This window comes from Streptomyces tubercidicus (genome assembly GCF_027497495.1).
Lineage (GTDB): Bacteria > Actinomycetota > Actinomycetes > Streptomycetales > Streptomycetaceae > Streptomyces > Streptomyces tubercidicus.
This window is the reverse complement of the sequence record NZ_CP114205.1, coordinates 4,760,095-4,779,822: the sequence shown is the minus strand read 5'-3', so window position 1 is coordinate 4,779,822 and position 19,728 is coordinate 4,760,095. Positions and strand designations below refer to the sequence as shown.

The following is a 19,728-nucleotide window of genomic DNA, read 5'->3' as shown; positions in this document are numbered from 1 at the left end:
AAGTAATGGTAAATTGTTAGCCTCAGTAACTAGATACGGTAAGGAAAGACCGCCCCGGTAACCCGTGCGAGGAAGGATCAGCTCCTGACTGTCGACCACCTCAACGAACTCCTGCTGATCTGCTCGCTCGTACTGCTCATCGCGGTCGCCGCGGTACGGCTCTCCTCGCGCAGCGGGCTCCCCAGCCTGCTCATCTACCTGGGGATAGGCGTCGCCATAGGCCAGGACGGCCCGGGTGGCGTCATCTTCGACAACGCCGAGCTGACCCAACTCCTCGGCTATGCCGCGCTGGTCGTGATCCTCGCCGAGGGCGGTCTGGGCACCAAGTGGAAAGAGATCAAACCGGCGCTGCCCCGGGCGGCGGCCCTTTCTACGGTCGGCGTCGCGGTGAGCGTGGGGGTCACCGCGGCCGGAGCGCACTACCTGGCCGGACTGGACTGGCGCCAGGCGCTGCTGATCGGCGCCGTGGTCTCCTCGACGGATGCCGCGGCCGTCTTCTCCGTGCTGCGCAGTGTGCCGCTGCCGGCCCGCCTGACCGGCGTACTGGAGGCCGAATCCGGCTTCAACGACGCCCCGGTGGTCATCCTCGTCGTCGCCTTCTCCACGACGGGCCCGGTCGAGCACTGGTACGCCCTGCTCGGCGAGATCGCCCTGGAGCTGGCGATCGGCGCGGCCATCGGACTGGCCATCGGCTGGCTCGGCGCGTACGGCATGCGGCATGTGGCGCTGCCCGCGTCCGGCCTGTACCCGATCGCCGTCATGGCCATCGCGGTCTCCGCCTACGCGGCCGGCGCCCTGGCGCACGGCTCAGGCTTCCTCGCCGTCTACCTGGCCGCGATGATCCTCGGCAACGCCAAACTGCCGCACGCACCGGCCACCCGCGGTTTCGCCGAGGGCCTCGGCTGGCTCGGCCAGATCGGCATGTTCGTCCTGCTGGGCCTGCTGGTGACCCCGCACAACCTGCTCGACGACATCGTCCCGGCGCTGCTGATCGGCATGATCCTGACGCTGGTGGCCCGGCCGACCTCGGTGTTCGTGGCGCTGCTGCCGTTCCGGGTGCCCTGGCGGGAGAAGACCCTGCTGTCGTGGGCGGGGCTGCGCGGCGCGGTCCCCATTGTGCTGGCCACCATCCCGATGGTGAGCGGCGTCCCGGAGAGCGAACGCGTCTTCAACATCGTCTTCGTCCTGGTCGTGGTCTACACCCTCCTCCAGGGGCCGACGCTGCCCTGGCTGGCCCGACGGCTGCGGCTGGGCGAGGGCGAGGAGGCCGCCGACCTGGGCATCGAATCGGCGCCCCTGGAGCGGCTGCGCGGCCATCTGCTGTCCACGTCCATCGGCCCGGCGTCCCGTATGCACGGCGTCGAGGTCGGCGAGCTGCGGATGCCCGCGGGCGCCGCGGTCACCCTCATCGTCCGGGACGGCTCCAGCTTCGTGCCCTCGCCGGCCACGGTGCTGCGGCGCGGCGACGAGCTGCTGGTGGTCGCCACCGATCCGGTCCGCGACGCGGCGGAGCGGCGGCTGCAGGCGGTCTCCCAGGGCGGCAAGCTGGCCGGCTGGCTGGGCACCGGCGGCCCCTCGGGGCAGTCGCGCCACCGCCACCGCTGACGTCCCACTGCCCCGAGGCCCGAAATGTGCGGTATCTCTCCACGAATCCTAAGGAATTCCGTGTGAAGCCCTGATGAATCCCAGGGCTTCACACGCCGCGGCCTGTAGTATGAAGCGGCACATCGACGAACCAACTCTGCCTGATGCAGAGCTGGCGCGACCGCTCGGCGGCCGCGGTCCCCCTGCCTTGAGCAGCCACCTTCCGGTGCGGACCACGCGGTATCACTCGGTCCTGCGCGAGAGGACAGCTCTCGGCGCGTTCCCGTGAGGACCTCGCGGGTGGCGCGCTACCAGGCGGCAGAAAGGCCCGGCCGTGGCATCCGCGGTCAAGGACTCCCGTACCGGATACGGACCGCTCCTCCGCACCCCAGGTGCGTGGACATTCCTGCTGCCCGGCTTTCTGGCCCGGCAGCCCTTCGCCATGCTGACGATCGGCATCGTGCTGCTCGTCCAGTCCACCACCGGCTCGTACGGCACCGCGGGCGCGGTGTCCGCCACCACCGGTGTCGCGATGGCCCTCTTCGCCCCGCAGAGCGGCAAACTCGCCGACCGCTTCGGCCAGCGCGCGGTGCTGCTCCCCGGCGTCCTGGTGCATGTCGCCGGTGTCGCGGCGCTGATCACCCTGGCCCTCACCCACGCCCCCCTGTGGGCGCTGATCGCGGTGGCCGTCCCGACGGGCGCCTCCACACCCCAGGTCGGCCCGATGGTGCGGGCACGCTGGGCGGCCCGGCTCGGCGGCAGCCCGCTGATGCCGACGGCCGCCGCCTTCGAGTCGGTGACCGACGAGTTCACCTTCGTGGTCGGCCCGGTGCTGGCGACCGCGCTGTGCACCGGCCTTCACCCGGCGGCCGGGCTGGTCGCCGAGGCCGCGCTGACCCTGACGGGCGGGCTGCTGTTCGCCGCGCAGCGGCGCAGCCAGCCGACGGTGCACCGGACGCAGGCCGGCGGCCGGCCGCGCGTCTCGGCGCTGTCGGTGCCCGGTGTCCGCGTGCTGATCGTGGCCTTCCTGGGCATCGGCTCGGTCTTCGGCGGGATGCAGGTCTCGCTGACGGCGTTCACCGAGCACATCGGGCAGCCCGGCATCAACGGCGTGCTCTACGGGATCTTCGCGGGCGGCAACATGCTCGCCGGTATCGCCTGCGGCGCCATCGCCTGGAAGGTCGGCCCGCGGCGCCGGCTGCTGGTCGCCTACGGGCTGCTGGCGCTGGCCACCACCCCGCTGTGGCTGGTCACCGCGGTGCCGCTGCTGGGCGCCGCCGGCCTGCTCGTCGGCCTGTGCATCGCCCCGGCCCTGATCACCGGCTACACGCTCGTGGAATCGCTGGTCCCGGCCGCCGCCCGCACCGAGGCATTCACCTGGCTGACCGGCGCGGTCGCGCTGGGCCAGGCGGCCGCGTCCACCTCGTCCGGCCAGCTGGCGGACCGCTTCGGGCCGAGCGCCGGGTTCCTGGTGCCGCTGGCCGGTACGGCGCTGGCCCTGACGGTGCTGCTGGCGCTCCGCGCCCATCTGCTGCCGCGCTCCTCGTCCGTGACCGTCGGCGGCCCGGCTCACGGCGCCGACGCCCCGGTTGCGACCGATTCCGACGACCGGGAACGGGAGCTGGCGCGCGCCTGACGGAGCGTGGAGTGGGTCACCGTCCGCCGGTCCTGGTGGACTGGCGGACGGGAATACTGCAATATGGAGCGTCGTTAGCACTCATCGAGTGAGAGTGCCAGGAGGAAGACAAGTGCCGACCTACCAGTATCAGTGCACCGAGTGCGGCGAGGGCCTAGAGGCGGTGCAGAAGTTCACCGACGACGCGCTCACGGAGTGCCCCGCCTGCAACGGACGCCTCAAGAAGGTGTTCTCCGCGGTCGGCATCGTCTTCAAGGGCTCCGGCTTCTACCGCAACGACAGCCGCGGCTCGTCGTCCAGCAGCAGCCCCGCCAAGAGCGCCTCCGGGTCGGGCACGACGTCCTCGTCGGACTCGTCGAGCTCCTCGTCCGGCAGCTCGGGCGGCTCCGGCAGCTCCGGCGGCTCCGAGGGCAAGTCCTCCGCCCCGGCCGCCGCTTCGCCCTCCGGCAGCTCCTCGGGCACCAGCTCCGCCGCCTGACACCGAGCACGCACCCGGACCCCGCCGTCACCGACGGCGGGGTCCGCCGCATGACGGCCCCCTTTCCCCTCCACCGCCCACCCCTCCCCGTCACCGCGCCCCGATAGTGTGACCGGCATGGCTGACGCGGAGATTGGCGTTATCGGCGGATCGGGGTTCTACTCCCTCCTCGACGACGTGACCGAGATCACAGTGGACACCCCGTACGGGCGCCCGAGCGACTCACTTTTCGTGGGAGAGATCGCCGGCCGCCAGGTCGCCTTCCTGCCCCGGCACGGCCGTGGCCACCACCTCCCACCGCACCGCATCAACTACCGCGCCAACCTGTGGGCCCTGCGCTCGCTCGGCGTACGCCAGGTCCTCGGCCCGTGCGCGGTCGGCGGACTGCGCCCCGAGTACGGCCCCGGCACCCTCCTGGTCCCCGACCAGCTCGTCGACCGCACCAAGGCCCGCACCCAGACCTACTTCGACGGCGAGCCCCTGCCCGACGGCAGCGTCCCCAACGTCGTCCATCTGACCTTCGCCGACCCGTACTGCCCCGTGGGGCGCCAGGCCGCCCTCTCGGCGGCCCGCGGCCGGGACTGGGAGCCGGTCGACGGCGGCACCCTCGTCGTCATCGAGGGCCCCCGCTTCTCCACCCGCGCCGAATCGCGCTGGCATGCCGCACAGGGCTGGTCGGTGGTCGGCATGACCGGCCACCCCGAAGCCGTCCTGGCCCGCGAACTGGGCCTCTGCTACGCCTCGTTGGCCCTGGTCACCGACCTGGACGCGGGCACCGAGACCGGCGAGGGCGTCTCCCACGACGAGGTCTTCCGGGTCTTCGCCGAGAACGTCGGCCGCCTCCGCGAGGTCCTCTTCGACGCGATCGCCACCCTCCCCGACAACACCGCCCGCAGCTGCCTGTGCACCGGCGCCCACACCGGCTGGGACCTGGGCATCGACCTGCCGTAACACCCCGCGACGCACTCGGCCTCCCTCTCCCGGGTGGCCGAGTTGTCCACAGCGGCGGCCTCATCCACAGCCCGGAGCGGGCGGAAGGCGTGTTCGGGCACGGTGGTGCTCAGCGGGTCAGCCCGGTCCTTCACGCCATGGGTGGTGGTCAGTATGTCTGGTGGGTCTCTCGGTGGGTCTCTTGGTGGGTCTCTCGGTGCTTCGCTTGATGCTTCTCTCGCGCTCGCTTCCGCTTCCTCTTCCTCTTCCTCTCCCTCTACCGCTCCTGCCTCTCCCTCCTCCTCATGCCCTCCCGGCTTCGTTTCCCTTGCCGGTACCGATTTCCTTTCGCCGCCGCTTCCCGCTCCGCCGCCGTGTGAAGTGCCGCACTTTCCACCGGTGCGGGCCGGTGGCGGTCGGCACGGATGGGGGCGGACCGCGCGACGGCGCTTACTGGCGGTCGGCCTGGCGATGACCGCCGCAGCACTGGCCGGCGGGGCCTCGTACGGTGCCGTACGGGACGCTCCCGCCCCCGGATGCCCGTCGGCGGCGGCCTCGGGAGGGCGGTGACCATGCCTCAAGATCAAGTGGCCGCTGCGTCCGTCCCACGCGAGACTGCTGCGCGGGGCGGGGCACCCGCCGCGCGCCAATGGGGGCGCGCTCACGGCACCGGTACCGCGGCATCTGTCCAGGAGGTCGGCCAGGAGGTCGGCGAGATCAGCGCCCTCCGTCGGAACGACCAATTCCGCCCGCATACACCGGCCGCTCGATGGTTCATGTCACACGACTGGACACCTCTGCCCTGCCCTGCCGTAAGTTGCGGTGCTGATTGTTGGTGCACCGTCCGTAGTGAGCATGGAAAGAGGCTGTCAGGTGAGCGAGAGCAAGGGCGTCCTTCAGGGATTCAAGGAATTCCTGATGCGCGGCAACGTCATCGAACTCGCGGTAGCGGTCGTCGTCGGTGCAGCCTTCACCAACATCGTCAACGCGGTGGTGAAGGGCATCATCAACCCCATCGTGGGCGCGCTCGGCTCGCAGAACCTCGATCACTACCAGGCCTGCCTGACCGCCACCTGCGCCAAGGATCCAAAGACGGGCGCGTTCACCGACGGGATCTACATCCTCTGGGGCTCGGTGCTCAGCGCCGCCCTGACGTTCCTGATCACCGCCGCGGTCGTCTACTTCCTCATGATCCTTCCGATCAACAAGTGGAAGGAACGCCAGGCGGCCCGGCAGGCGCTGGAGGCGGCTCCCGCGGACCCCACCGAGATCGAGCTGCTCACCGAGATCCGCGATGCGCTGATCGCCCAGCGCACCGGCTCACCGTCCATGCCCGCGGCCACGCCGGGCACGATCGGCACACAGAAGACCTACGAGTAACCGACGCCCACAGCCGCCGGCCGACGACGCCGGCTCACTCGCCTCGCTCGCGTCGCTCAGAGGTGGTGGGGCGGCTTCTCGTCGAGGAAACGGGCGAGGTCGGCGGCGCTGTCACCACCGGCCGGGCGCTCACCCCAGCCACGGTCGGTGTCGTCCGAGGACTGCTGGTTCAGCGGGTCATCAAAGATCAGCCGCGCGGCAGACCCGGATGCCACGGGACGCACGGCGGCCGAGGGCGCAGGGGCTCGCTTGGCCTCGGGGGCGTCCGGAGATGCGGAGGCCGGCTCGGCATCGGGGGCGTCCTGGGGTGTAGGGGCCGAGTCGGGTTCAGGGGTGGTGCTCACGCATCCAGAGTACGGGCGGGCGGGTCGCGGTCACCGCCCGGCGTGGGCCCACGGCACCCTTCTGTCCGTGGCGCCCGGCGGGCGGGGCGAGCCCTTCTCCGCGCACCGGGAGACGTTCCGCCCCTCCGGCCCGATCCACGGGCCGCCCGAACGGGGACTGCCGACTTGGCATGAGTTCCCTTGGGCCGCGCCGCCCCGCGTGATGGGAGCGGCGGTCGTCAGTCACGGGTGATGGAGCTTTTGGGCACGGGCCGAATCGAGGGGCCGCCCGTCCTCAGGAATGTGCAGGAAGTGGTCCAGCTGCCACGCCTGTGCGGTGCGGGCCTGCCGATTGGTGGTCTCCACCCATGGCGGATAGATGCGAAAGGCCCGCTTCCCACCGGAGCCGTTCCTGGAAACGATATTTCGTGCACAGAGCACCTCGCGCGAAAAGACAAAGTGCCCGAAGTGATCGCCCTGGCGACTGCTGATGACGAAGAGATCTACCGGATCCTCGGAGTCGAACGGCGCAATCGGCCCGCCGGGACTCCGCTTCCACACCGTGACGAACTGGCCGACCTTCGTCGGGGTGGTCTTGGCAACCCGAAACCTGACGGAGGAGCCGTCAAGCGTGAATTCATGTGCCGCGTACTCAGCGCTCTCCACTTCGGGAACCGGACGCGAGCAGGTGAACCCACAAGGGTCGTAAACCGACGCCTTCGCCGCGAGGAGCTCAGTATGCAGAGATTCCCCATCAGACCAGGACTCGCTAACTGCGGGCCGAAACTCCGAGGTTTCTTCGGGCTTTGCCGCCATTGCCCCATCGTGTCATGGGCGGCGGTGGGGGATAGCGGGGGGATATCGATGGCGGCGGGGCGACGACGACCGGGGGTAAGTGGCCACGGGCGCACGGCGGGGGCGGCGCCCCGGGAAGGGCGCTAAAGGGTGCTACCAGAGGAACCCGGGGCGGGTGCGGCGCTCGGAAGGGCGCGGCTCAGGGTGGCCGGACGGGTGTGGGTCAGGTGCGGCGCCCGGATAGGTGCGGCGCCCGGATAGGTGCGGCGCCCGGATAGGTGCGGCGTCCGTATAGGTGCGGCGTCGCCGAGGCTGGGCAGGTACGGCGCCCGGCCAGGTGGGCTTTCGTCGAGTACGGCGTCGGATCAGATGCTCGCCAGTCGGCGCCCGATCGAGGCTGGTCAGGTGCGGCGCCCGGCCAAGTGCGGTGTCCGTCGAGTACGGCGTCCGATCAGGTGCTCGTCAGGTCGGCGCCGGACGGCTACGGCGTCCGATCAGGCCCCGCGCAGTGCTGGCTCGCCGACGGCCTGATGGCCCACTCGTCTTCCCCGCCGGGCGGAATCCGAGCCTTGGACGGACCCGCCCGGGAGCAGGCAGGAAGGCTGCCACCAGGCAAGGCACGTGGAGGACGGCTCGCGGGGAGGGCGAACGCCTCCTGTCCTAGCGGCCCTTGTCGTGGGTGGGTATGGGGTGCGGGCGGTGGCCGTCATGGGGCCGGGTCGGCGGTCCCTGTGAGGCATGACTGCGCCTGAGGGGCCGGTTGCGGCCGCTGCCCGGCAGGGGGTGGCGGGGGTGTGCGTACTCATGACGAGCCATGGGTCAGCGACCTTTCCGCTCGGAGGTGGTGGGGGTGGTGGTGGGCGGGGCGGGGGGGGAGGGGCCGGGGGGGGCGGGGCCCCTGGCCGCGTGGAGCGTGTTTCGACTCGGCCCAGCCAGTGCCGCAGTTGTCCTTGGCGCCGCGGCCCGACGTGGGTGGGGCGACAGCGGGTGGCTGTGACACGTGCTCCACGCTAGGCATGGATGAGGCGAATGGCCCGTTTGGTGACCTGAGTGGGTGAGGGCTCTGAGGGGCGCGCCTCGTCAGCGGGTGCGGCTACGAATCTCGTCGATCGGTGCGGCCCGAACCTCTTCGGCGAGTGCGAGCCTCGGGGGGCGCCGAGCTGTGCTCTCTGGCCGCGCTCCCCCACGCCGCGTCCCCCAAAGAGCCACACCCCAGCGCCACGCTCCGAGGCGCGAGACTCCCCCACGCCACGCTCCCCCGACGCGGCACGCTCTACCGCCGCGCTCGCGGAGGACCGCGCCGCGTCGCGCCCCGCAGCACCAGGCTCCACCCCCTCGCTCCGCAGAGCACCAGGCTGCCGCGCCGAGCCCCCGAGCACCGCACCCCAAGACGCCAGGCGCCCCCACGCCAGGCGCCCCCGAAGCGCCACGTCCCTGGAGTGCTCCGGCGCGTGGCTCCCCCATGTGCCCCGCGCCGCGCGATCCCCCCGAAGCACCAGGCACCCCCGTACGACGCGCCCCGTCGCGCCGCGCCCGGTCCCGCGCTGCCCGTGGGCCACACCCCCGCGCCCTGGGCCACGCCGCCGCGCCGTCAGCCGAAGCACCGGGCTGCCCCACGCCGAGCTTCCCCCGAGGCTCGCCGGCCCCTACCCCGTACTCCCCTGCTGCGCTCCCCGAAGCGCCCCCGCCCCCGCATTCCCCGAGGGCCGCGCCCCCGCGCCGCCCCACGGATCGCCCAGCTTCCTCGTGCCCCGCTTCCCCGGAGCGCCGCGTCCCCGCCCCGCGCCGTCCCCTGAGGTGCCCCCGCCGCGTGGCTCCCCCATGGGCCACGCCCCGCGCCATCAGAAGTACGGGGTGCCCCCGCGCCACGCACCCCCGAAGCAGCCCCGCCCCCGCTCCGTCGATCCCAAGGACGCGCCCCCGAAGGGCCACACGCCCCGGAGGAGTCCGATGAGGGTTCCCCAACCCTTGAGCGGACGTTCCCCCCCCAACCCGCGCCCCTACGGGGCCCCTTGAAGGGACTGGATTTCTGCCGGTGGATCCCTTAGGGGGAGGCCGGGTGGTTGTGGCGTTAGTGGGTGGTGGCCGGGAGGCCGAGGGACTCGTGCCACCACAGGTCGCGTCCTGGCTTCCAGGAGACGGGGCGGGAGCAGCGGTTGACCACCAGGACGGTGCGGTCCGGGGTGGCGCCTGAGGCCGTGCTCCGTGCCAGTGCGTGGTCGAGCAGGGCCTTTACGGGCCGTACGGCGCCGTCCCAGAACGCTGCATCGGCCGTGATCAGCACCCGGGCCGAGGACTCATGGGTCCGCGCGACCAGTTCGGGCACCGTCAGCGAGACCGGCAGCGTGGTGCGTATCGCGTCCAGCCGCCCTATGGCGAGCGTGGCGATCACCGACTCGGGCACCAGCGGCAGATGCACCGCGACCCGGTCACCGGCCCGTACGCCGAGCCGCCTGAGGACGGTGGCGGCGCGCTCGGCCCGGTCGAGGAGCATGCCGTGCGTCAGCTCCTCCTGGCGTCCGGGCTCCCCACTCCAGGTGAGGGCGATCCGCGACGCCTCCGGCTCTTGCACTTCCCGGGCGTCATCTGCATGCTCTGAAGTCACACGGCGCAACATGCGGTTCAGCATGGAGATCACCGATCAACGATCGCTGAACGTCCGCTGTACGAGGTCGGCGCCGCCTCTTCCCGCACCATGCGGCAGCAGCTCGCTCCGGGCCCTTTCGGCCGCCGCGCCCGCCGCCCGGCTCATCGCTTCGGGTCTTCCGGCCGTGCGCACCACCCGCTCCCGGGTTCCTGCCCCTTTCCGGTGCACTCCATCCCCCCTCTCCCTTCCTTTTCCCGTTTTCCTCCGCAGACGCGCGAGGCGGACCCGTGAGAGGCGGCCCTGTGCCCGTCATGCCGAAACCCGAACCGCATCCCCACCTGGACCCGCAGGCCCGCTGGGCGCTGGCCGCTGTTGCCATCGGTGCGTTCTGTGTCCAACTGGATTCGTTTGCCCTGAACTTGGCGTTGCCCGTCGTCCGCGAGGCGCTGCACGGCTCCGTGACGGCCACGCCGTGGGTCGTCAGCGGCTATCTCCTCGCGGCGGGATCCCTGATGCCCCTCGCCGGACGTCTCGGGGATCTCTGGGGGCGGCGCCGGATGCTGACGGCCGGGCTGGTGCTCTTCGGTGTCAGCTCCGGGCTGTGTGCGCTTGCGCCGTCGTTGCCGCTGTTGGTTACGGCGCGGGTGGTGCAGGGAGCGGGCGGTGCGCTGATCATGCCGGTGGGGCTGGCTCTGCTCACGCATTCCTGTCCTCCGGGGCGTGGACGGCGGGTGATGGGGCGTGCGCTGGGGCTGGCCGGACTGGCCACCGTCTGCGGCCCGTTCATCGGTGGTGTGCTGGCCCGGTCCGTGTCCTGGCGGGCCGTCTTCTGGCTGACGGTGCCGCTCGCGCTGGCCGCCGCGCTGGCCGCCCGACGGGCTGCGGAGTCCCGCGATCCGGATGCCGGGCCGTGCCTCGACGCCGTCGGCGCGATCGCCGCTACGGGGGTGCCGGCCTGCCTGGCGCGCTGGCTGGAGCACGTCGCGGCGTGGGGCTGGGCGGTCGGCGGGGTGCTGCTCGGTGCGCTGTTCGTGCGGGCCGAGCGGCGGTCGCCCGCGCCGCTGGTGGACCTCGCCCTGTTCCGTAACCGCCCGTATGTGGCCCTGACTTTGGCCGGTGCGGTCGCCAACTCCGCGACCGTGGCGCTGTGGTACGTGGTCCCGTGGACGCTTCAGCAGGCCGCCGGGTGGTCTGTGGGGGAGGCGGGGGTGGCCCTTGTCGTTCCGGCGGGCGCCCTGGCCGTGGGCGGTCCGCTGGCCGGGCGGGTGCGTCCGGCGGCGGCGGTGCCGGTGATGGCGCTCTGTCTCGCGGCTGCCGGGGGCGCGCTCTTGGCCACTACATGCGGTACGGGTACGCCCGCCCTGTTGCTTGCCTCGACGGCGGCCGCGGCGGCGCTCGGGGTGGCCGGCGGGCTGGCCCTCACCGGCACGCAGGCGGTGGTGCGCCGCGCGCGGGCGGGCGAGGCGTCGGGGGTGACCAAGGCCGTGATGACGGCTACGGCGGGGGCGGGGCTCACCCTCACGGGTGTGGGGGTGGGCAGCGGCGGGGCTGGGGTGGAGAGTGGTGGCGCCGGGGCCGGTCGTGATGGCGCCGGGGTGGGTGGTGGCGTTGGGGCTGGTGGTGGCGGGATCGGCCCGTCTCTGTGGCTTCCCGCTGTTGTCTGCCTGGTCACTGCTGGGGTGCTCGTGCTCGCGCTTGTACTCGGGCGCGTGGTCGCTACCTGGGCGGGTTCCCGTGCCCGTACGCATACGGGAGCGCGTGCTCGTGCCCGTACGCCGCGGGGTGGCGGACGCCGGGCGGACTGGCGCCGGTGGGACCGGCGCCGGGCTGGCTCCGGGCGCGCCAACGACCGACGGACCCGACGCCGCATGGGCGCCGGGCGGGCCGACGACGAGCGGGCTGACTAGGGACAGGCCGACTCCAGACGGACCCGACGCCGGACAGGCCGACGACGGACGGACCCGACGCCGAGCGGCTGACGCCGGATAGGCACCGACAGGCCCGACGCCAGACGGGCCGACGCGGGCAGGGCGGGTAGGGGCGGGTAATGCGGTCGTGCGCGTAAGGCGGTGCCCGCAGGCGAGCCGACCATGCGCGTAAGCCCGTGGTGCAGGTGAAGGTGAAGGTGAAGGTGAAGCGACCGTCCGCCCGTCTGCCTACTGGATGCCCGCCCCTAGTGCGTCATAGCCCCCGATCACATCGGAGACCTCGGTGAAGCCGCGCGCCTCCAGGAGCGCTGCGGCGATCACCGATCTGTTGCCGCTGCGGCAGTACAGGACCACCGGGCGGGCCGGGTCCAGTTCGGTGATGCGGTCGGACAGGCCGGCCAGGGGGACGTTGCGGGCGCCGGGGAGGGCGCCCGCCTCGTACTCGGCAGGATTACGGACGTCGATCAGCTGGATGTCGGCCGGTATGGGGCGGGGAGGAACGGCGTCGGCCGGTGTGGCGCCCGTCGTCATGGCATCGGCCGACTGGGGACGGGCCGGCTCGGCGCCGCGCCTCCGAGCGGCCTCGCCCTCCTCCCCCGGCGCCAACCCCGGCCCCCGCATGGCCAGTTCCTCAGGGCGGATGCGGCGGCTGGCGCGGCTGAGTTCGGGCCTGTTGGCCAGTACGGCGGATGGGTCGGGTAGATGGCCGAGGACGTGGTCGTAGCCGATGCGGGCCAGACGGAGGCGGGCTTCCTGTTCCGTGCCGGGGGCGGCGAGCAGCACGATCGGGGTGCCCGGGGCGACGACGCTGCCGGCGTACTCGGCGAAGCGGGTGTCCAGGCTCGTATGGAGCGAGCCGGTCAGATGCGCGTGGGTGTAGGCGGCCAGCGGGCGGCAGTCGAGGAGGACGGCGCCTTGCCGGTCGCGGGCCGCGAGGGCCTCGTCCAGGGTGAGGGCGAGTGGCGGGCCGGGCTCCAGGAGGGGGTGGCCGTCCCGGTTGAGGGCCGCGTCGTGGGCGAAGTAACCGGGGGTGGCGGGCTGTCCCGCGGTGATCAGGCGGACGAAGTCGGCCTCCGGCATGGGCTGGAGGGCGTAGTTGAACCGGCGCTGGTCGCCGATGGTGGAGCTGGTTTCGCTGGAGAGGTTGCGCCCGCAGGCGGAGCCGGCGCCGTGTGCGGGAAAGACCCGGGTCGCGTCCGGGAGGGTCAGGAGTTTGGTGTGCAGGGAGCGGTGCAACCGGGCGGCCATGTCCTGCGGAGTGTGCCCGGCGGCGGAGAGCAGGTCGGGGCGGCCGACGTCTCCGACGAAGAGGGTGTCGCCGGTGAGCACGCCGAACGGCACGTCGTCCTCGGGGTGTTCGCGCAGGACCAGGCAGATGGATTCGAGGGTGTGGCCCGGGGTGGCGAGCACGGTGAGGGTGACCCCCTGGCCGTCGTCCGCGCCGAGCGAGATGCGCTCGCCATCGCGTAACCGCCGTATGGGGAAGCCGGTTTCGGCGGCCTCCCCGAAGGCGATGGTGGCGCCGGTGGCCCGCGCGAGTTCGAGGTGGCCGGAGAGGAAGTCGGCGTGAATGTGCGTCTCGATGACGAGTTCGATCCGCAGGCCGGCGGCCTCCGCGTCGTGCAGGTAGTCGTCGATATCGCGGCGCGGGTCGACGAGGACGGCGCGTCCGGTGGTCTCGTCGCCGATCAGATACGACGCCTGGGAGAGGCAGTCGAGGTAGTACTGCGCGAAGTGCACGGTCGGCCTCCAGAGGTGCGCGGGGCCCGTGCGCGGCGGCCGGGGCCCGTTCGGGCAGGTGCGTTGTGCGGATGCACGGATGTACGTACATTAGGTAGCCGGATGGCGGGCGACAAGCCGGGCGGGAGGGCCGGGTCTGGACGCCCCGTCAACCGTCACCCCGTCACCTCCTATGGAGCGGACGTCCATTGCTCCGGCATCACCACTGCACCCCCCGTACGCCCGCGGAGGAATCCACATGACCACCGAGCCGCCGCACGGCGCGCACGGCCCGCGTACCCTGGACCGGCGCTCGCCGCTGCCCCTGTGGGCGCAGCTCTCCGCCGATCTGCGCCGGCGGATGGAAGCCGGCGCGTTCCGTGAGGAGTTCCCGGCCGAGCACCGGCTCACCGGCGAGTACGAGGTCAGCCGGCACACCGTCCGTGAGGCGCTGCGCAAACTGCGTGCCGACGGCCTGGTGATCGCCGAACGCGGCCGGACGAGCCGGCTGGACACCCGCCGCATACAGCAGCCGCTGGGCTCGCTCTACAGCCTCTTCCGCGAGCTGGAGGGCCAAGGGGTGGAGCAGCGCAGTGAGGTGCTGCGGCTGGAACGGACCGTGGACGGGACGGTCGCCGGGCATCTGGGGCTGGTCCCGGAGGCGCCGCTGGTCGTACTGGAGCGGCTGCGGCTCGCGGACGGCGAACCGCTCGCGCATGACACCGCCTATCTGCCCGCCGAGTCCGCCGAGCCCCTACTGGACACCGACTTCGGGCACACCTCGCTCTACGGCGAGCTGACGCGGCGCTGCGGGGTGAAGGTCACCGGGGGCCGCGAGCGGATCCAGCCGTTCCTGCCGGACATCCGGCAGGCGTGGCTGCTGGGGCTGGCCGACCGGGAGGCGGCGTTCGCCATCGAGCGGCTCGGGCAGGCCGGGGAGCGGCCGGTGGAGTGGCGCGAGACGGTGGTGCGCGGCGACCGGTTCACCTTCGTCGCGGAGTGGTCCGACGACAGCCGGGCGGTTGCCCTTGCGCCGCGGGCCTCGTGTCCGTCCTCATAGCCCTGGCGGCGCTGCCGTGCGGGTTACTGATCGGTGTGCTGCTGGGTGCGCTCGGCGGCGGTGGTTCGGTGCTGGCGGTGCCGGTGCTGGTCTATCTGCTGGGGCAGTCGCCGCACGAGGCGTCCGCGGGGGCGCTGGTCGTCGTCACGGTCGGCGCGGTGACCGGGCTGCTGTGCCACGGCCGGGCCGGGCGGGTCCGTTGGGCGGCCGGTGCGGCCTTCGGGGCATTGGGAACGGCGGGCAGCTACCTCGGCTCCCGGTGGAGCGCAGCCCTGGATCCCACGGTGCTGATGGCGGCGTTCGCGGGGCTGTTGCTCGTGGTGGCGGCGATGTTGGTGTCACGGGGGTGGCGGGAGCGGCGGGCAGCGGTGGACGCCCGTTCCTTAGGGGATCCGGCGGGGAGCGCACCCCTACGGGACCCAGCGGGGGGAACACCCCTACGGGACCCGATGGAGAGCACGCCCCTACGGGACCCGATGGAGAGCACACCCGTAGGGGATCCGGCGGGGAGCGCGCCCTTACGGGACTCCCCGGAGGCTGTGCCCTTACGGGGGCACGGGGAACCACTGGTCTCAAGGGAGGCCCGGGAGCCGCTGGCCTCAAAGGAGTCCCCGGAGACACCGCCCTCACAGGACGCCGCAGAGCCGGCCGCCTCCCACGAGCCCGCAGACACCGTGCCCGTACGGGACACCGCAGGCCCGGCATCCTCCGGCAAGATCGACGGCTCCGCTCGCCGGATGCCCCTGCGCCCCGCCCGCTTCGCCGTGACCGCCTCCGCCGTCGGGCTGCTCACCGGCTTCTTCGGGGTCGGTGGCGGCTTCGTCGTCGTACCGGCCCTCACTCTGGTGCTGGGCCTGGAGATGCCGGTCGCCGTCGGCACCTCGCTCCTCGTCATCCTCATCAACTCCCTTACGGCGCTGGCCACCCGGGCCGGCACCGGGGGACTGGACTGGCCGCTGCTGGCCGGCTTCGCGGCCTGTGCGGCGCTCGGCAGCCATCTCGGCAACCGCCTCACCACCCGGCTGCGCCCACACGTCCTGGCCACGGCCTTCGCCTGCCTGGTCGCCGTCCTGGCCGTCACCATGGCGGCCACCGCCCTGCCCCGTCTCTGGTGACCGGCGTCCCACACACACCGACCCCACCCGATTCCCACCCATCTTTCAGGAGGAAGCACATGGCCCCCGCACCCGCCGCACCGTCCCATCACCAGGTCCTGATCATCGGCGGCGGCACCGCAGGCATCACCGTCGCCGCCCGGTTACGCCGTGCCGGTGTCCGCGGCATCGCGCTGCTGGAGCCCTCCGAGACGCACTGGTACCAGCCGTTGTGGACGCTGGTCGGCGGCGGTCAGGCGCCGCTGCGCTCATCGCTGCGCACCGAGGCGGAGGTCATACCGCCGGGGGTGCGCTGGCTGCGGGAGCGCGCCACCGCCGTCGACCCGACCGCGCGTACGGTCACCACGGCCTCGGGCCGGGTCCTCTCCTACGGGCGGCTGGTGCTCGCCCCGGGTCTGCAACTGGACTGGGACGGGGTGCCCGGTCTCGCCGCTGCCCTGGGGCACGGCGGGGTGAGCAGCAACTACCGGCCCGATCTCGCGCCGCTGACCTGGGAGTTGATCCGCCGAATGCGGAGCGGCACGGCGGTGTTCACCATGCCGTCCGGACCGGTGAAGTGCGGCGGCGCCCCGCAGAAGATCGCGTATCTGGCGGCTGATCACTGGCGTAAGCGCGGGGTGCTGGGGGCGATCCGCACGATTCTGGTGCTCCCGGAGCCCGCGATGTTCAAGGTGCCGGTGTTCTCCCGTGCGCTGACGGAGACGGCGAGGCGGTACGGCATCGAGGTGCGGCTGAGTTCGGAGATGACCCGGCTCGACGGGGCGGCCCGGGAGGCGGTGATCACCGATCACACCACCGGCACGGCCGAGACCGTCCACTACGACCTGCTGCACGCCGTACCGCCGCAGCGCGCCCCCCAGTGGCTGGCGGACGGCCCGCTCGCCGACCCCGACTCCCCGTACGGGTACGTCAAGACCGACCGGGAAACGCTCCAGCACCCGGATTTCCCGAATGTGTTCGTGCTCGGCGATGTCGCCAATTTGCCGACGTCTAAGACGGGCGCCGCCATCCGTAAGCAGGCTCCGGTCGCGGTCGCCAACCTACTCGCCGGGCTGCGCGGCCGTCCCGCCACCGCCCGCTACGACGGCTACACCTCCTGTCCTCTGGTCACCGCCCGGCACAAGATGCTGCTCGCCGAGTTCGACTACGACCTGCAGCCCACCCCTTCGATCCCGTTCCTCGACACCACCCGGGAACGCACCGACATGTGGTTCCTCAAGCGCTACGGACTGCCGCAGCTCTACTTCAAGGGGATGCTCAAGGGGTTGGCGTAACTGGCCTCACCAGCGGGGCGATGTGGGCGGCGTAGCGAAGTAACCGGCGTCGGCGAGTGGGCGACGTGGACGGCGTGTGCGATGCAGGCGGCGTGGACGGCCGACGTGGGCGACGCACACGGCCTGACCGGCGTAACCACGCCGCCCACCGGGCAGGGATCATGCAAGGGGCTCACCGACCCCCTAAGGGCCGCCCCCTACCCCCTCCCTAAGCCCCCGTCATCTCCGCCACCGCACACCCCACGTTGTCCGGAGCTCCCGCCTCGCGGGCCAGCCGGATCAGTTCGTGTACGGCCTGGTCGGGGCCGTCGGCCGAGGTCAGCACCTGCTGGAGGGTCTCGGCCGGCACCACCCCGGTCAGGCCGTCGGTGCACAGCAGGTAGCGCTCCCCGGGGCGGGCCTCCAGGAGTTGCAGATCGGGGGCGAACTCGGTCGCCGCGTCGAGCGACCGCAGCAGCTGTGAGCGCTGCGGATGCGAGGCCGCCTCCTCGGGGGTGAGCCGGCCCTCGTCGATCAGCGACTGGACCAGGCTGTGGTCGTGGGTGATCTGGAGGAGGGCGGAGTCGCGCAGGACGTAGGCGCGGGAGTCCCCGATGTGCAGCAGCGCCAGCTGTGTCCCGGAGCGGAGCAGCGCGGTGAGGGTGCTGCCGGTGGTGCTGGTGGCCTCGTCCGCCGCCGGGGCGGCACGGTGGGCGCGATGGGCGGCTTCCTCCAGGGCGCCCAGCAGGTCCGCGGAGGTCAGGTCCCGCTCTTCCAGGGCATTGAGCGCCTCGATCGCGGACGCCGCCGCCGAGCCGCCGTCCGGGCCGTAGCCGTCGGCCACGGCCAGCAGTCGTGGTCCGGCGTGGGCGGCGTCTTGGTGGAACGGACGCACCAGCCCCTGGTCGGTCAGGGCGGCGTAGCGCATCGTCAAGGGGGTGTGGGGTGTGGTCATGGTGGTGTTCTTCCTCTCCAGCTGGTCGACGAGGAAGGCGGCGAGGTCCCGGCGGGCCGCGGTGTCGGCCTCGACCTGTGCCCAGTACGCGGCGACCGCTACGGCCGCCGCGTCCGGTGCCAGCTCGCACACCTCACGTATGCGGGCCAGCGGCATACCGAGCCGACGCAGCCAGGCCACCAGCCGGGCCCGCTCCAACTGGGCGGGGGCGTAGTGGCGGTAGCCGCTGTGCGGGTCGACACGGGCCGGGGGCAGCAGGCCGAGCTCGTCGTAGAGGCGCAGTGCCTTCGGCGAGAGCCGGGAGGCCCGTGCGAACGCCCCGATGGTCAGCAGCGCACCGCCGTCATACGGCGCCGTGCTCCCGTCGTACGGCGCCGCGCACCCGTCTTCGTCCACCCGTCCGTCCTCCTCGTACCGGGCACCTCGCCCGGTACGGCCGATGCTGGGGCTTGCCCCAGGGACAAGGTCAAACACCGCCGCCGGACCGGCCTTTCCCGCCCGCCACCTAGGTCACGACCGCTCTGTCTCCCCTCACACCCGCGCCACCCCCACCCCCACCCTCGTCACATCCGTCCCTGCGCCCCCAACCGATTGAGCGCCGCGGCAGTCAGCGCCTCTACCCCCATCGTGAGCGTCGGCCGAACCACCGGGACGAACCGCGGTGAGTGGTTGGACGGTATGTCCTGGGCCAGCCGGCCGGCCGCCACTGCCGTGTGGAACTCCTCCGGGTCCCAGCCGCCCAGCCACCAGTAGTAGAGCGGCGCCCCGGCGGCGGTCGCCAGTAGTCCGGCGTCTTCGCTGCCGGTGGCCGGTGCGTAGGGGAACAGCCGCTGTGCTCCGAAGAGTTCGGTGAACTGTTCGTTGACCTCCTGCAGGGTCGTGGAGTCGTTGACGGTGACGGGGAAGGAGTCCAGGACCTCGGTTTCCGGTGCGCGGTCCGCTCCCGAGGCGGTGGCCTCGGCGCGTGCGATGCGGTCGATGGCGGCGAGCACGGTGGTGCGGACGGTCTCGTCGAAGGTGCGGACGCTGAGCCGTACGACGGCCCGGTCGGGGATCACATTGGCGCTGTCCCCGGCGTGGAAGGAGCCGACCGTGACCACCGCCTGGTCCTTCGGTGCTATCTCGCGGGCCACTACGGACTGCACTCGCTGGACGAAGGACGCCGCCATCAGGATCGGGTCGATGGTGGTCTCGGGGCGCGAGCCATGGCCGCCGCTGCCATGGAAGGTGATCTTCAGGCTGTCGGCGGCCGCCATGCAGGGGCCTGGGCAGTAGGCGATCAGCCCGGCGCCGAGCGGGGCGACATGCTGGGCCAGCACCACATCGGGGGTGGGGACCATGCCTTCGCTGTAGAGGCCGGCGTCGAGCATGGCGCGGGCGCCGTTGCCCGCTTCCTCGGCGGGCTGGAAGAGCGCGATCAGGGTGCCGGACCAGTGGTCGCGGCCCGCCGCGAGCAGGTCGGCGGCGCCCAGCAGGCAGGTCACATGGACGTCGTGCCCACAGGCGTGCATCCGGCCGGGGACCGTGGAGGCGTAGTCCAGGCCGGAGTTCTCGGTGACGGGCAGCGCGTCCATGTCGGCGCGCAGCAGGACCACGGGCCCCGGGCCGTTGCGCAGGACGCCGACGACGCCGGTCCCGGCGATGCCGGTGGTGACGTCATAGCCGCAGGCGGTCAGCCGGCGGGCGGCCTCGGCGGCCGTACGGGTCTCCTGGAAGGCGAGTTCGGGGTGGCGGTGCAGGTCTTCGTAGAGGGCCACGAGATCCGCGAGGCGGCCGTCGAGCGGGGCCAGGACGGTGGCGGGGGCGGAGCTGTCGCGGGGGCCGGCGTTAGCGGTCGTCGTACCTGTCGTGTCGCTGTCGCTCATGCATGCATTCGACCACGCACAGCCACCCGGCATCGAGCGGTGGACCCCTGGTATCTCCCGGACCCGCCCCCTAAGGCTGTCCGGCCCGATCCGCCGGGCAGGCCGTAGGGGGAGTCTCTC

15 protein-coding genes are annotated in these 19,728 nt (G+C 72.3%); 9 read left to right on the top strand and 6 right to left on the bottom strand.

Annotation, left to right across the window (positions count from 1 at the left end; all coding sequences use genetic code 11):
* Positions 1 to 84: 84 nt before the first annotated feature.
* From STRTU_RS20895 to mscL, 5 genes are all read left to right on the top strand, one after another.
* Positions 85 to 1,605 carry a potassium/proton antiporter gene (locus tag STRTU_RS20895; protein ID WP_159747108.1) on the top strand — a complete coding sequence of 507 codons (1,521 nt, stop codon included), beginning with the start codon at positions 85 to 87 and terminating at the stop codon, positions 1,603 to 1,605.
* A gap of 313 nt (positions 1,606 to 1,918) precedes the next feature.
* Positions 1,919 to 3,220, top strand: coding sequence for an MFS transporter (locus tag STRTU_RS20890; protein ID WP_159745059.1), 1,302 nt, complete (start codon positions 1,919 to 1,921; stop codon positions 3,218 to 3,220).
* Positions 3,221 to 3,332: 112 nt separating this feature from the next.
* The gene (locus tag STRTU_RS20885; RefSeq protein WP_159745057.1) at positions 3,333 to 3,698 is read left to right on the top strand and encodes an FmdB family zinc ribbon protein; all 366 of its coding nucleotides are present in this window, start codon (positions 3,333 to 3,335) and stop codon (positions 3,696 to 3,698) included.
* A gap of 117 nt (positions 3,699 to 3,815) precedes the next feature.
* Positions 3,816 to 4,649, top strand: coding sequence for an S-methyl-5'-thioadenosine phosphorylase (locus STRTU_RS20880; protein WP_159745055.1), 834 nt, complete (start codon positions 3,816 to 3,818; stop codon positions 4,647 to 4,649).
* An 852-nt stretch (positions 4,650 to 5,501) separates the two neighbouring features.
* Positions 5,502 to 6,008 (top strand): large conductance mechanosensitive channel protein MscL, encoded by a 507-nt coding sequence (gene mscL, locus STRTU_RS20875; protein ID WP_174878901.1) that lies wholly within the window; start codon positions 5,502 to 5,504, stop codon positions 6,006 to 6,008.
* A 56-nt stretch (positions 6,009 to 6,064) separates the two neighbouring features.
* Here mscL and STRTU_RS20870 read toward each other — a convergent pair whose 3' ends face one another.
* The 3 genes from STRTU_RS20870 to STRTU_RS20860 all read right to left on the bottom strand — a co-directional run bounded on the left by STRTU_RS20870 (position 6,065) and on the right by STRTU_RS20860 (position 9,731).
* Positions 6,065 to 6,352 carry a hypothetical protein gene (locus STRTU_RS20870; protein ID WP_159745053.1) on the bottom strand — a complete coding sequence of 96 codons (288 nt, stop codon included), beginning with the start codon at positions 6,350 to 6,352 and terminating at the stop codon, positions 6,065 to 6,067.
* 222 nt (positions 6,353 to 6,574) lie between these two features.
* Positions 6,575 to 7,147 carry a MepB family protein gene (locus tag STRTU_RS20865; protein ID WP_159745051.1) on the bottom strand — a complete coding sequence of 191 codons (573 nt, stop codon included), beginning with the start codon at positions 7,145 to 7,147 and terminating at the stop codon, positions 6,575 to 6,577.
* Between the two features lie 2,050 nt (positions 7,148 to 9,197).
* The gene (locus STRTU_RS20860) at positions 9,198 to 9,731 is read right to left on the bottom strand and encodes an AMP-binding protein (RefSeq protein WP_246240926.1); all 534 of its coding nucleotides are present in this window, start codon (positions 9,729 to 9,731) and stop codon (positions 9,198 to 9,200) included.
* 293 nt (positions 9,732 to 10,024) lie between these two features.
* Between STRTU_RS20860 and STRTU_RS20855 the strand changes: the two genes are divergently transcribed.
* A complete protein-coding gene (locus STRTU_RS20855; protein ID WP_167539180.1) occupies positions 10,025 to 11,620 on the top strand; it encodes an MFS transporter in 1,596 nt (531 codons plus the stop codon).
* 249 nt (positions 11,621 to 11,869) lie between these two features.
* Here the strand turns inward: STRTU_RS20855 and STRTU_RS20850 are convergent, their stop codons facing one another.
* Complete coding sequence (locus STRTU_RS20850) at positions 11,870 to 13,381, bottom strand: MBL fold metallo-hydrolase (protein ID WP_159745047.1); 1,512 nt, start codon at positions 13,379 to 13,381, stop codon at positions 11,870 to 11,872.
* Between the two features lie 238 nt (positions 13,382 to 13,619).
* Here STRTU_RS20850 and STRTU_RS20845 point away from each other — a divergent pair, with 238 nt between their 5' ends.
* From STRTU_RS20845 to STRTU_RS20835, 3 genes are read left to right on the top strand one after another with little or no spacing between them, the layout of a single operon-like run.
* Complete coding sequence (locus STRTU_RS20845) at positions 13,620 to 14,420, top strand: GntR family transcriptional regulator (protein ID WP_159745045.1); 801 nt, start codon at positions 13,620 to 13,622, stop codon at positions 14,418 to 14,420.
* The gene (locus STRTU_RS20840; RefSeq protein ID WP_159745043.1) at positions 14,405 to 15,535 is read left to right on the top strand and encodes a TSUP family transporter; all 1,131 of its coding nucleotides are present in this window, start codon (positions 14,405 to 14,407) and stop codon (positions 15,533 to 15,535) included. The genes STRTU_RS20845 and STRTU_RS20840 overlap by 16 nt, the downstream gene beginning before the upstream one ends.
* Positions 15,536 to 15,594: 59 nt before the next feature.
* Positions 15,595 to 16,809, top strand: a complete 1,215-nt coding sequence (locus STRTU_RS20835) for an NAD(P)/FAD-dependent oxidoreductase (protein ID WP_159745040.1) — start codon at positions 15,595 to 15,597, stop codon at positions 16,807 to 16,809.
* 208 nt (positions 16,810 to 17,017) lie between these two features.
* Here the strand turns inward: STRTU_RS20835 and STRTU_RS20830 are convergent, their stop codons facing one another.
* Together STRTU_RS20830 and STRTU_RS20825 are read right to left on the bottom strand one after the other, a co-directional pair.
* Positions 17,018 to 18,076, bottom strand: a complete 1,059-nt coding sequence (locus STRTU_RS20830; protein WP_159747105.1) for a MerR family transcriptional regulator — start codon at positions 18,074 to 18,076, stop codon at positions 17,018 to 17,020.
* Positions 18,077 to 18,306: 230 nt separating this feature from the next.
* Positions 18,307 to 19,608, bottom strand: coding sequence for an amidohydrolase (locus STRTU_RS20825; protein ID WP_159745038.1), 1,302 nt, complete (start codon positions 19,606 to 19,608; stop codon positions 18,307 to 18,309).
* Positions 19,609 to 19,728: the final 120 nt, after the last annotated feature.

What these genes read in the sequence shown, in the direction of transcription:
- STRTU_RS20880 (WP_159745055.1), top strand. Translation starts at nt 3,816, where the DNA reads ATGGCTGACGCGGAGATTGGCGTTATCGGCGGATCGGGGTTCTACTCC.
- STRTU_RS20865 (WP_159745051.1), bottom strand. Translation starts at nt 7,147, where the DNA reads ATGGCGGCAAAGCCCGAAGAAACCTCGGAGTTTCGGCCCGCAGTTAGC.
- STRTU_RS20855 (WP_167539180.1), top strand. Translation starts at nt 10,025, where the DNA reads ATGCCGAAACCCGAACCGCATCCCCACCTGGACCCGCAGGCCCGCTGG.
- STRTU_RS20845 (WP_159745045.1), top strand. Translation starts at nt 13,620, where the DNA reads ATGACCACCGAGCCGCCGCACGGCGCGCACGGCCCGCGTACCCTGGAC.
- STRTU_RS20835 (WP_159745040.1), top strand. Translation starts at nt 15,595, where the DNA reads ATGGCCCCCGCACCCGCCGCACCGTCCCATCACCAGGTCCTGATCATC.
- STRTU_RS20825 (WP_159745038.1), bottom strand. Translation starts at nt 19,608, where the DNA reads ATGAGCGACAGCGACACGACAGGTACGACGACCGCTAACGCCGGCCCC.